The organism is Bacillus sp. 522_BSPC (assembly GCF_001076885.1).
In the GTDB taxonomy this organism is placed as follows: Bacteria; Bacillota; Bacilli; order Bacillales; family Cytobacillaceae; genus Niallia; species Niallia hominis.
Map to the genome: position 1 here is coordinate 1 of NZ_JVDT01000091.1, position 12388 is coordinate 12388.

Annotated in this window: 11 protein-coding genes; 6 read left to right on the plus strand and 5 right to left on the minus strand. The window is 35.2% G+C overall.

Going from position 1 to position 12388, the window contains the following annotated elements; all coding sequences use genetic code 11:
* Positions 1-72: 72 nt before the first annotated feature.
* Positions 73-513, minus strand: a complete 441-nt coding sequence (locus tag ADJ83_RS07210; protein ID WP_031539899.1) for a C40 family peptidase — start codon at positions 511-513, stop codon at positions 73-75.
* A gap of 247 nt (positions 514-760) precedes the next feature.
* Here ADJ83_RS07210 and ADJ83_RS07215 point away from each other — a divergent pair, with 247 nt between their 5' ends.
* Positions 761-1732 carry an exonuclease domain-containing protein gene (locus tag ADJ83_RS07215; RefSeq protein WP_031539897.1) on the plus strand — a complete coding sequence of 324 codons (972 nt, stop codon included), beginning with the start codon at positions 761-763 and terminating at the stop codon, positions 1730-1732.
* Between the two features lie 208 nt (positions 1733-1940).
* On the opposite strand, the gene ADJ83_RS07220 is transcribed toward ADJ83_RS07215, so the two are convergent.
* A complete protein-coding gene (locus tag ADJ83_RS07220) occupies positions 1941-2648 on the minus strand; it encodes a TIGR02206 family membrane protein (protein WP_031539896.1) in 708 nt (235 codons plus the stop codon).
* Between the two features lie 570 nt (positions 2649-3218).
* Between ADJ83_RS07220 and ADJ83_RS07225 the strand changes: the two genes are divergently transcribed.
* A complete protein-coding gene (locus ADJ83_RS07225; protein WP_031539895.1) occupies positions 3219-3401 on the plus strand; it encodes an aspartyl-phosphate phosphatase Spo0E family protein in 183 nt (60 codons plus the stop codon).
* Positions 3402-3461: 60 nt separating this feature from the next.
* On the opposite strand, the gene ADJ83_RS07230 is transcribed toward ADJ83_RS07225, so the two are convergent.
* Positions 3462-4481: a homoserine dehydrogenase gene (locus ADJ83_RS07230; RefSeq protein ID WP_331280236.1), complete on the minus strand. Its 1020-nt coding sequence runs from the start codon at positions 4479-4481 to the stop codon at positions 3462-3464.
* Between the two features lie 219 nt (positions 4482-4700).
* On the opposite strand from ADJ83_RS07230, the gene ADJ83_RS07235 reads away from it, so the two are divergent.
* Together ADJ83_RS07235 and ADJ83_RS07240 are read left to right on the plus strand one after the other, a co-directional pair.
* Entirely contained in the window at positions 4701-5198 is a 498-nt protein-coding gene (locus ADJ83_RS07235; RefSeq protein ID WP_031539893.1) for a sigma-70 family RNA polymerase sigma factor, read from the plus strand.
* Positions 5191-6333: an anti-sigma factor gene (locus tag ADJ83_RS07240; protein WP_048717350.1), complete on the plus strand. Its 1143-nt coding sequence runs from the start codon at positions 5191-5193 to the stop codon at positions 6331-6333. Before ADJ83_RS07235 ends, ADJ83_RS07240 begins: the two co-directional genes overlap by 8 nt.
* A gap of 44 nt (positions 6334-6377) precedes the next feature.
* Here the strand turns inward: ADJ83_RS07240 and ADJ83_RS07245 are convergent, their stop codons facing one another.
* Positions 6378-7793, minus strand: a complete 1416-nt coding sequence (locus ADJ83_RS07245) for a SpoVR family protein (RefSeq protein WP_048717352.1) — start codon at positions 7791-7793, stop codon at positions 6378-6380.
* A 409-nt stretch (positions 7794-8202) separates the two neighbouring features.
* Entirely contained in the window at positions 8203-10203 is a 2001-nt protein-coding gene (locus tag ADJ83_RS07250) for a penicillin-binding transpeptidase domain-containing protein (RefSeq protein WP_048717355.1), read from the minus strand.
* Between the two features lie 245 nt (positions 10204-10448).
* Between ADJ83_RS07250 and ADJ83_RS07255 the strand changes: the two genes are divergently transcribed.
* Together ADJ83_RS07255 and ADJ83_RS07260 are read left to right on the plus strand one after the other, a co-directional pair.
* Positions 10449-10829: a thiol-disulfide oxidoreductase DCC family protein gene (locus ADJ83_RS07255; protein WP_048717357.1), complete on the plus strand. Its 381-nt coding sequence runs from the start codon at positions 10449-10451 to the stop codon at positions 10827-10829.
* Positions 10830-11260: 431 nt separating this feature from the next.
* Positions 11261-12136: a helix-turn-helix domain-containing protein gene (locus ADJ83_RS07260; protein WP_048717359.1), complete on the plus strand. Its 876-nt coding sequence runs from the start codon at positions 11261-11263 to the stop codon at positions 12134-12136.
* Positions 12137-12388: the final 252 nt, after the last annotated feature.

Sequence of the window (12388 nt, forward strand, 5' to 3'; positions counted from 1 at the left end):
CAAGTTTCATTTGCACACAGGCATAGCCTGTGGTTTAAAAAGATTAATAAAAACCCTATCCAAAGGAAAGGGTTAAATTCTTTTTGCGCCATAATATTTTGTTTTCCAATAGGAGTTGGATAGCTTGTCCACTTTTACTCCTGAAGAAGAGCTATGAATAAACTTATTACTTCCTATGTATATACCGACATGGGATGCACCTTTTTTATATGTTTCAAAGAAGATTAAATCTCCCTTTTTTAAGTTCGCTTTTTTTACTTTCTTCCCCTTTTTATACATACTCGCAGCTGTTCTTGGCAACGACTTGCCTACTTTTTTATAGCTATAGACAACAAAACCGGAGCAATCAAATCCTTTTGGAGTAGTTCCTCCATATTTATAAGGGGTACCAATATAGTTTTTTGCAACAGTAACAACTGATTTTTTTGAAGCAGCACTTGCTTCCTGTGTACTAAATACCCCACTAAAAAATAATCCAAATGACAGGAGTGACAAAACAATAATCTTTTTCATCTAGTGACCTCATTTACGTAAAGATTAGTTTCCAAGGCTTCCTTCTATCAACCAATTTATCTTCTCATATTATTCAGATAATTAGGTTACATCTATATGCAAATTAGATTACAAGTCTATTACATTATTATATAAGAATAATATTCCTCCTGTTCCATAATATTCATCTTGCTTAGCTATTCTTATTTTACGAAGAAAAAGTCGTAACATGATATACTAGTAGAAAAATAGAGGGAGCGTGTAAACAGTGGATTTTATTGCTATCGATTTTGAAATAGCAAATGCTGATATGGCTAGTGCTTGTTCGATTGGATTAGCTTATGTGGAAAATAACGCCATTGTAAAGGAACAATATTTTTTAATAAAACCCCCAAGTCTATCATTCCATCCAAAGTTTATTGCCGTTCATGGGATAACAGAAAAAGATGTGAAAGATGCGAAAAGCTTTCCGGAAGTATGGGAAATGATAAAAGAGGACATTTCCAGCCATACAATCATCGCACATAATGCACAGTTTGATATGAGTGTGCTCTATTGTTGTCTGGAAAAATATCAATTGGATAAGCCTGATTTTGCCTATATTTGCAGTATTCCTATTAGTAATCGGGCAACAAGAGGAGCAAAGATTGGGCAATCTTTAAAGGATCGCACCTCATACTTTGGCATCGCGATGGAAGAACATCACCATGCAGGTTCAGATGCTAGAGCATGTGCGGAGCTCGTGATTGCTTGTATTGAATCAAGAAAAAAGGATTCATTAACTAATTACTGTGCTTCTTATCCTACACTTCCCATTAAACTGTTTTCAGAATTAAAGCCACAAACTACTTTTGGAAGAGCAACAACTTTTGCAAAAAGAAAGCCTGTTAAACAATTCAATTCCGTTGCTATATCAGAAATTTCGCCTACAACTGACTCATTTGATGAAAATCATCCACTCTATCAAAAAAATCTAGTTTTTACTGGAGACTTGCATTCCCTTGATAGGAAAGACGCGATGCAACAAGTTGTAGACGTTGGTGGCGTCATTAAAAGTGGTGTAAGCAGCAAAACCGATTATTTGGTTGTAGGTGTACAGGATCAAAAACTTGTTGGCTCTGAAGGCATTAGTTCAAAAGAGAAAAAAGCCTATGATTTACAAGCAAAAGGAAAACCAATTGAAATTATTAACGAGCAACAATTTTTAGCGCTTTTGAAAAAAGAGCGAGTTAATCATTAAGGATATTTCGTGAAGTTTGTTGCTATGACCCGCAGCCTGAATACACTCTGCTTTCCATGGGGCGAGCGGTGAGCCTCCTCGGCACGCCTGCGGGGTCTCACCTTTCTCGCTAATCCCATAGGAGTCTACATGTATTCAGGCTGCTCAGTGTCACTAATTAAGTTATTTTTCCTATTGAAAAATAAACATCTTCTAAAAAACAGCCTCTTTACCTTTTCCTTCTAAGTTGAAAAGGCAGAAGCAAGAGAAAAAACAATGCAAGTGCTACTACTTCAAGAATCAACAAGTAATATGGATATGGCCCTAAATAATCTAATAAGGAGCTGTTTGCAGGCTTGTATGCTAAAAACATATAATTGCCCCCTGTTAAACGATTGACTATCCAGGTTAGCGCTGCACTGCTATTTAAAAAAAGAAAGGACAAAACTAGTCCTTTTTTTGTCGGTTTATACTGATGGACAAGCACAAAGTACAGACAAGTCCATATAATAAGAATGTGCGTGACAAAAAAGTGGAAATAGCGGAAATGGGGATAACCTAAAAATAATTCTGGCGTGAAGATTGCCATTGATGCGCCAATAATACCACTAAAATAAACTACTTGAAATACAAGCTCCCATTTAGTTAGCAGAAGCAATAAACAAAGGATTAAACTGATGGAACAAAGATGGAACGGCAGCATAAAAGCAACATCCCATAACCCATCCTTATACATCCAATAATGGTACATCGCCTCTAGACCGAATAATAATACGAAAAACACAGACCGAAATAAACTGCTTCGTATTCGGATGTAAGTTCGAAAAATAGTAAGCAAAACTCCCCCAATGAAAAGTATCCCTATCATAGCTAGATGAGATATAGAAAATAATTCAAAGGGGAAATCCTCATACAGATGCCCGTACCATCCATTCATTTAAGCAAATTCTCCTTTCTGGTATTTTCCAAAAAAGTATTTTTTCCAAATTATTTTTGCAAACTAGGTATAAAAGTTTAATAGTTTGGGAATATTATAGACAAATACTACTGATAAGAAAATCAATTTCAAAAGGAGAGGATTACAATGAAAATACAAACAAATTCTGCGGTGACTGACTTTATTGAGAAAGATAAATTTGAATTAGAATCCTACCTTGAATATTTATTTAGCATTGTTTCGGAAAAATAAATTGAAGAATACGTTAATTTATCCCTAATAATATGGGCATTTGACATTTCCCTTTTAAAGAGGAGATGTGTCAAATGCCCATTAACCTACGAAGATTAACAAAGGCCACACTGATTTGATAGCAAACACTTTTACGAAAATCATCGTATCCTCCAAACTTTCTTTGTATTCCGCTGTTTTTTCGTCCATGTAAGCTCCAAGCCTATATAAAGCCATCTCCCCACATTTTTGTAAATTTTATTCAAAAAGAGCTTAATATTTCCAATTTTATTTGATAGAATAGTATAAGCAATCTATAAAAGGTAGGAGCATCATAAAATGGCACTTTCCAGAATAAACGTCGAAAATGTTTGTGAATTATTGGACACAATCGATCTTTTAAAAATCAAATTGCTTAAATACGGGATTGAAAAAGGCTTAAATGATCCCCATACCATACGAATAAGCGAGCTGCTAGATACATATATTGTCATGTATCAAAAAAAGATAGCCCAAAAATAGAAAAGTATGCATACACCTCCTTCAAACTCCTACTAAACCGATTCGATTCCACTCTCTAACTTAGCGAATGAGATTAATCATATCTTTTAAGGCTGCCGCCGCTGCTCCTTTAGGATGAGAGGCACCGCCCACACAGCAAATTGTTCCCATCTCCTCTGTTTCAAACAATATTCCTTTATTTGTCCCTTTTACATGAATCAATGGATTTTCAGGAGCAAGAATTTCTGGTTTGACCTGCAAAATAAGCCTTTCTCCTTGTTTTTTTGCTGCTGCAATAAGCTTCCACTCACACCCATTTATTTTTGCCCGCTGCATATCCGCTTTTGTAATCTTCTCAATTCCCTCTATTGCCATATCTTTTAATGTTAACTTCGTATGAAATAATCCATTTGCCAACAGTAAAATTTTGCAGGCACTATCAAGTCCTTTAATATCTAAATCAGGGTTCTTCTCTGCAATCCCCTTCTCTTGTGCTTGATGTAGTGCCTCTCCAAAGGTTATATTCCCCTCTGACATACTTGTTAAAATAAAATTGGATGTTCCATTCAGAATTCCTTTTATCGATAAAATATTGCTTCCAGCCAAGCTAAATTCACCGATGTCTAATGTTGGTAGTGCAGCTGCTGTTGCCCCACTATATTTAATTTGGCGTCCATTTGCAGTTGCTCTCTCTAGTAATTCTGGCAAGGAATGGACAAGTGCTCCTTTGCTCACAGAAACAATATCCATCTTTGCCTCAAGGGCTTGTTTCATGTAAGAAAGGGCCGGACCGCCTGTTTCTAGATTGGTAGGTGTACATTCTAGTAGAATATCCCCTTTTAGCAATGGGGATTCAATCGATAAATCTTTCTTACTAGCATATTGCGAAATTCCTAGAGACCCTTTTGGCAACTGATGCAATACAGAAAGATTTAAGCCGTCCGGTTCATAAATCATCCCGATAGATCCGATGACTCCAACTACTTTAAATTCCGTATGATATTTTTCTACAAGTTCTTCTTTTTTTTGATCCAATAACTCGACAAATTCTTTGGCAACCGTTCCATATCCGGTAATGACTATTTTTCTTTGCTTCATCACAGCTTTATTCCTTTCTTTCCTTTTCTTTCTATTGATTTCTTTCTTTTTGAAGGTATTTCCTTTATTTTGGATTAAATATTTTCATTTCAGTTAATTTATTGTAACTTTTCGTAGACTTAACCGTGTTATTAGGAGGGTACTGAAAAAGTATAGTTTCTCCAAATTAAATAAGTATTTATTTGAAAGCGAATACAAAGTTAGTTTGGAGAGGGGGCGAAGATGAAGGATTCTATAGATACTATTTATCAAACCTATTTTAACGATATATATTATTTTCTCCTTTCACTCTGCCATAATCATCATTCTGCGGAAGATTTAGTTCAAGAGACATTCTTTAGAGCACATCTCTATCTAGAAAATTTTCAAGGTAATAACATGAAGGCTTGGTTATTTACTATAGCTTATCATGCATTTATCGATCATTTTCGAAAAAATAAGCGATTAGTAATCAAAGAACACGATTTCTTTCAAAGAGAGATGGATCATGCACAGGGAATAGAGGATATTGTCGTAATAAAAGAAGATATCCAAAGAGTTATAAACATTCTTAAGATATTGCCAGAGAAACAAAGGATGGCGGTGTTATTAGCTGATTTTCATGAATTAACAACAGAAGAAGCAGCATCAATAATGAGCGTTAGTCCTACGTACTTTAAAGTACTACTGTTCCGAGGAAGACAGGTAATAAGACAGAGGGGGCAAAAAGTTCATGAGTGAGAAATACAAGAAAAAGTTAGAAGCCTTTAAAAAGGGGGAACTGTCAAAAGTAGAAGCAGAAGAGATCGAAAGTGATTTAGAAAAAATCGAACAATATTTACAAGTTTTTGAGGAAGCTGAAATGGGAAGCTCTAAAAAGGCTTTGAATCCTATGATAAATCCTAAAAGACAAGATAGGATTTTAAGAAGAGGAAAATGGAAAGCAAGATTTCAAACAGCATTTACGGCATTAGGTATATTTATTTTGTTCACCATTATTTCTACGATATTTACAGCTGCTTATTATACTTGGGGTACTCCAGATAGAAGTGAATTATACCGAAATGTTATTGATTTAACATTAACAGTAACGAATCCATACGGGAGTTTCAGTGGAATGAGTATAAATACAAAGCCTTATTTTGGAATGGAAGCAACAACAGATATGAAGAAAAAAGTGGGAGATGAATTATATAAAGTTGGAGAATATAAAACAAATTTTCTATTCTCCTTGATGATGATGCCTGAAAAAGAAATACAAGGTACCACCTCTCAACAACAACCCGTTTTCTCTTTTTTACCTAAAGAAACATCACCATCAGAATGGAATAGGTTAGAAAAAGTGAAAAACGGCACAGTTTCATCTGTTTATCTTTCCTTTTCCGAATTATTCACTACTGACCAAGTATTTGATTATTTTAAAGAAAGAAATTTAGAAATTATTTGGTTTGCAGTAGATACTGGAATGGAGAATAAAGGAGACTATGGAATAGATCCAATCGGTTTTCCTAGTTCACCAATATGGCATGACGATGATATGATTATTGATTCAGTCGAAAAGACAGGCGATTTTTGGTTTTCAACAGAGTCTACCACCTCTTCTTCACCTGATTATACAGAAGGAGATTCAAAGATTCTTCATAAGCAATTTATCAAGACACTCACATTTTTAGAGAACTATGAAAAAAAGGCAGAGAATTTTTATTTTGGTAAGTTAGAATTGGATAAACGCTTAGCATACATGGAGGAAAACGGAATCTATCACTATGGAGTAGTTATTACAGGTCCAACAGAAGAAATTTTAAAATTAAATAAAGAAAGTTGGATAAAAGATATTCGTATTGATGATATAAGATTTTGGAATTGGGATAATTAAAAGAAAAGACCCTAGCGCGTTCAAGCACTATGGGTCTGTCCCTCCTACAAATATTTCCGGTGCATTGCTTTGCCATCATAGGTATAAAGAAGTTTTTTATCTTCTACTATTGTTTCGATATGAACGCCTCTTCCCCATAATTGATGAATATATGGAAGCACCTTTTCTAAGTATTTTAAGTCTAGTTCAATCCCTTCATAACCATGCTTTAAGTATAACTCCCCATTTTTGTTATAATCTCCATCATTGACTGTAATATATGGGAAGCCTCCATTTACCCGCATGCTTACCAATTGATCCCGCACCTGTTCCCAAGCTTTATCAACAATTTTATAATCTCTGCCCTGTTTTTGGAAAAGATACATATCTTCTCTCATCACAAGATCCTTTGTTAAATAGTTTCTTAAAAAGGAAATATCTGATTCTATTTCACGTACTTCAAACATTTTTTCCCGCCCTGATCCTGGTTTAACTCCCCGTTTCTTCATTTCTTCTGTTGGATTATTATAACGATCCTCAATATCTTCAAATATCTTTAATCCTAGATAATAGGGGTTAATGCCTGTTTTAGACGGCTGTACTACTCCTGCATTTAGCTTGGCAAATTCAATTGCTTCTGCACTTGTTAAATCTAATTCCCTTACAATTCGCTGATGCCAATAAGATGCCCAGCCTTCGTTCATAATCTTTGTTTCTAACTGTGGCCAGAAATAGAGCATTTCTTCTCGCATCATCGTTAAAATATCCCTTTGCCAATCAGAGAGCTCTCTACTAAAGTTTTCTATAAATAGCATTAAATCCTTTTCTGGCTGTGGCGGAAATTTCTTTGCGACCTTTTTCTTTTGCTTTTTTGGCTTGTTTCGATCATCTAATCCCCATAGTTCATCATAAGGAGTACTGGTTGTTTCCTCTTCCTCCACAAATTCCACATCATCCATCGACCATGCTAATTTTGGCCGCATCAAGCTTGGATCAATATGTTCATCAATCGCTAATACCGCATCCAAAAAGGTTTCTACTTCATGCTTTCCATATTTGATTTCGTACTGGCGAATCCGATCAGCCGTTGCCGCCATGCTTTCGACCATTTCACGCTTCGTATTTTGAAAACGAACATTATTTTTAAAGAAATCACAATGCGCCAAAACGTGGGCAACAATTAGTTTATTATTGATTAACGAGTTACTATCAAGCAAAAAGGCATAGCACGGATTTGAGTTAATGACTAATTCATATATCTTTGATAAACCTAAATCATAATGTAGCTTCATCTTATGAAATTGTTTTCCAAAACTCCAATGGGAAAATCGAGTAGGCATTCCGTACGCACCGAATGTATAAATGATATCCGCAGGACAAATTTCATATCTCATTGGATAAAAGTCTAGTCCAAATCCAGAAGCAATCTCAGTAATTTCGTCAATGGCATATTCTAATTCCTTTTGTTCTACCTCATTCATTCCGCTCTCTCCTTTCACCGTTTAAACTAATGTATGAAAGGAAGAAGTGAATCATGAGTAAATTAGATAGAAATTGCGCTAGAGGTTGGTTTTTATTAATCGGATAGACGGAGATTAGGCATTAGTAAGATGGATATTTTTAGGAGGTTTTGCTTTTCGTGGATTTTAGTCTATTTTGGGATATCCTAGTGTTGCGGTGCTTTTTTGTTTTACTTTTGCTTTCGTTTCGGCGTTCACTTGCTTATTGAACACCACTTTTCCTACCTGTCCAGCGGATTCTGGTTTTCAGCCCCCTTTATAAACACAACTTTTCCCCTTACTCCTAAACTTTTCGGGTTTTATCTCACTTAAGTTCCAACTTTCCTCAAAAATAAAAAAGGAGCATTCCATTCGAACACTCCTTTTCCCCTTATTCGATTATCTCTTTCACTTTTTTGACGACGTATCCGGAACTTCCTTTGTCTTGGACGCCTTCCATCATCATTGCAATTAAAAGGTCCTTATTGTCTTTATCATAGGTAACATACCAGCCATTTTCTGTTCCTTTTTCGCCTTGTTTCTCTTTTAATTCGGCTGTACCTGTTTTTCCAGCAAATGTTTTTCCACTTATTTTTCCAGCGCGTGCCGTACCATTGGGATTTTCAATTACTTGCTGGAGATCATCAGAAATCGTCTTAGCAACAGATTCGTCCATGATCTTTTCTTTCCAGACTTTGCTCTTCTCCTCGCTATCCAATAATACAGGGGTCATGAGGTTTCCACCTGTAACAAACGGAGTATACGCTGTAGCAAGATGAATGACACTCATTTCCACATGGCCCTGACCATAGCCTGAGTCTGCTAATAGCTGTTCCGTATCTAATGTTCCAAAAGTAGATGTTTCAATTGGATATGCATAAGGAAATGTCTCTTCAAAGCCAAATTTCTTTAGTTCATTCGCAAATTTTTCTTTCCCTAAATCGAGTGCCGTTTGGGCAAAGTAAATATTATCACTGTAAAGAAGAGCATCTGCTAGGTTTACGGGTGCTGAACTGCTATGCACTCTTGTTATATAATAGCCGCCCCATGATTTATCCTTTTGCCACTGTTTTGTGGTAATCTTTCTTTCCAGTTCTGGAGTAATTACACCTTCTGTTAAAGCAGCTGCAGCAACAAGAGGCTTCAGGACAGAACCAGGTGCATAGTTATTTTTAAAACGATTAGTAAAAGGGTCTAGCTTATTATTGTCATATGCTTCCTTCTCTGACGTTGTAAGGCCAACAATCATCTTATTTGGATCAAATGCTGGGCTGCTAACTAGCGCAAGTGTTTCTCCTGTTGATGGATTAATTGCAGCTGCAGCACCTGCTTCTCCATCCATTTTTTCATATATTTCTTTTTGTAAATCTGCATTAATCGTCAATTTGATGTTTTCGCCATTTTGCACTTCTTTTTCCGCTAATGTAACTGTACTACCGTCTGCCTTTTGAATTAAAATTTGTTCGCCATTAGATCCCTTTAATCGATCTTCTAGTACTTGCTCTAAGCCTCTTTTTCCAATTACATCTGTGCTTGAATAGCCTTTTCCTTCATTTTCCTCTAGCTCTTCTGCTGTAATACTGCCAATATAGCCAATCAAATGGGCAGCACTTTCTCCAAATGGATAAATTCTGCCTTTTGTATCTTGTTTTTGAACACCAGGTAATGCAAATAGTTTTTCTAAATAAGCACTATCTCCTGTGGCAACCTTTTTAATTGGAACAAAAAAGCTCGGTTGGACCCAGTCTGCATCTAATGCCTTTTGAATGGTTTCTTTTTTTATGTCTAGGAGTTTTGCTAGTTCATTGATAACTGTATCTGGATTATCTCCCATTTGCTCTGGAACAAGTCCAATTTCATAGATGACACCATTCATTGCAAGTGGATTTTCATTGGTATCGACAATACTGCCGCGCTCTGCTTGAATCGTGTTAACAGAGATTTTATCGTCAGGACCTAATTCTGAAAAAATAAAAGTAGTATCCCAATTTATATACCAGTTCTCGTCTTTCTCTCTTTCTTCTTTCACCAATGTAGCATCATTGTCAAAGCTGATTTCGCCTGCCATGCTATTCATTTTTACTGAAAACGGAATTTCTGCTTGTACTGCTTTATCAAACTTCTCGTCTTCCGATGGTTTTGTATAGGTTATCTCTAAATCATTGATGTCTAAATCCTTGTAGATTTTTTCGTATCTGGAAACAAAATCGTCTTCTGAGATGTTTTCTTTCGCCTTTGTGGAAAGAAAAGCATACATCTCCTTAAATTTCTGATCATTCCAAAGCTTTATATATTGTGATAGCCGCTCATCTGGGGTAGGCTCATTTTTATTGCATCCTGTTGCCACTGCTACCAGTATTAATATCAGTAAAAGCATCCATCTCTTTTTCATTCCTATCTCCCCTTCTAATCTACTACTACTAGCGTACCATTTTTTCATAAAAACGGAAAAAGAATTACCTGAAAAGTTTATTTTTTTATTCTCTGTCTACTACCTGTATATTATTATCCTCCCAAAAAAATAATAACTCTATTACGAAAAGAAATAGGGAAAGTTTCACATTTTATAGATACTTTTTCATCCTTATTTGCTACAATACATGCTAATGATAGCCACCTTTTTGTAGGAGGAATAATGTGATTATCTTATTTGACGGAGTTTGTAATTTATGCAATTGGAGTGTGCAATTTATTATTAAAAGAGATCTAAATAGCCAATTTTCCTTTGCTTCCTTGCAAAGCGATGTTGGAAAAAGCTTGCTTGAAAAACATCATCTTTCTGATGTGAATAGTGTTGTCCTTATTAAACAGGGGAAAAGCTATGTAGAATCTGATGCAGCATTAGAAATATGCCGGCATCTTTCAGATGGATGGAGACTTCTAACTATTTTAAAAATAATCCCTTCCTTCATAAGAAATCCTCTTTATCGCTATATTGCTAGAAATCGTTATAAATGGTTTGGCAAACAAGAATCTTGCATGCTTCCGACAGAAGATATGAAAAAGCGATTTTTATAAGAACCATTATTACGTATTATTAGATGCATTCTTTTTGGCTGATATTTCTTATTATAGAGATTGCCGGAAATAAAAAAAGACCGCTTTCACACAGAAAACGGCAGAAAATTGGAGATAAAAGGACTACTCGTAAAACAGATATTGGGGTTTAATAGAAATGACGATTTCTATTAAACATGCTCAATTAAGTTCAAATGATGCTAATAATTAGAAGGCGTAGGTGGGCACATCTAAAATAGCAAAAATATTCTTAATATATTGCGGTAAAATTAATTAAATCATATTATATAGATAGATGAATTCTTTATTTTTAAGGATATTTCGTCATTTTGCGGCATTTCACACCATTTTTCCCTAAAAATCACAACAAAATATAACTTTAGGAATATTCATAAAAAAAAGATATGCTTTTCTAAGTAGGAGTGAATCAATTGGATTTTTCAGCGGTTGGAGAAAAAATCAAGGAATTACGAAAGCAAATGGGATTATCACAAAAGGAGCTTTCTCATAATATATGTACACAGGCCCAGATAAGTAAGATTGAAAAAGGAGAAGTTCTTCCATTGTCTTCTACTCTTTATCTCATTTCTAAACGATTGGGAGTAGATGTGAATTATTTCTTTGATATTGGCACGACACCAAGACTAGATTATGTGGATGAAACCCTTCGTCAATTAAAGGCGGCACGAAGAAATACTGATTACCATACGCTTAAACAAATTGTAAAAGCAGAAGAAAAAAATCCTTTATTTACCCACCATAAGAAAAACTATCAAATGCTACTTTGGCATAAGGCCATTTATACATATGAAATCGAACGAGATTTTAATCGAGCCTTAAAAATTATTAATGAAGCAATTGACCTTACCTTTGATACGGTTTATACCGAAAGAGAGTTAGAAATCTACATTAGCAAAGGGATTTTTTACTATGAGGAAGGCTTCATCGATGATTCCTTAACCATTTATGAACAAGCGTTTAAAGCAATCAATCAGCTTCCCTATTTACAAGATAATACGATTAAAAGTAGATTATATTTTAATATTGCTAAATCATTAACAGATCAGTCACGATATGATGCCTCCATTACTTATTGCAAGGAAGCGATCGATTGGGCTGTCCAGCAGGATAACCTTTATCTGTTGGCTCACTTTCATTATCATATCGGATATAATTACGAATTACAAAAGGATTTTGAACTAGCTACTCAATATATGAAAGATGCTCTAATGATTTTTCAACTAGTGAAAGATAACAGGTATACAGAATATATTCAAAACAAAATAAATAACTGGCAAAAGTTATAGTTCTACAAGGATTGTCTCATTCATCTTTTACACACATCACTTGTGAATAAAGGATGTCCGGGAGCAATCCTTTTTCAATTCCTCTCACTCACCCCAATATACCCGGTCCATTTCTATCAATACCTCGAAACAGTTCTTTCCAACGATAACTTACGTCCCATCCTTAATTATCTATGATAATTTACCTATTTTCCTAAAACTCTATCTTTTTTCGCAAAATTAAAGGTCAATAGTCTGATAGGATATGGTAAT

Bases quoted from the DNA above. Each gene is read 5' to 3' on its own strand.
- ADJ83_RS07210 (WP_031539899.1), bottom strand. From the start codon at position 513: ATGAAAAAGATTATTGTTTTGTCACTCCTGTCATTTGGATTATTTTTT.
- ADJ83_RS07220 (WP_031539896.1), bottom strand. From the start codon at position 2,648: ATGAATGGATGGTACGGGCATCTGTATGAGGATTTCCCCTTTGAATTA.
- ADJ83_RS07225 (WP_031539895.1), top strand. From the start codon at position 3,219: ATGGCACTTTCCAGAATAAACGTCGAAAATGTTTGTGAATTATTGGAC.
- ADJ83_RS07235 (WP_031539893.1), top strand. From the start codon at position 4,701: ATGAAGGATTCTATAGATACTATTTATCAAACCTATTTTAACGATATA.
- ADJ83_RS07240 (WP_048717350.1), top strand. From the start codon at position 5,191: ATGAGTGAGAAATACAAGAAAAAGTTAGAAGCCTTTAAAAAGGGGGAA.
- ADJ83_RS07245 (WP_048717352.1), bottom strand. From the start codon at position 7,793: ATGAATGAGGTAGAACAAAAGGAATTAGAATATGCCATTGACGAAATT.
- ADJ83_RS07250 (WP_048717355.1), bottom strand. From the start codon at position 10,203: ATGAAAAAGAGATGGATGCTTTTACTGATATTAATACTGGTAGCAGTG.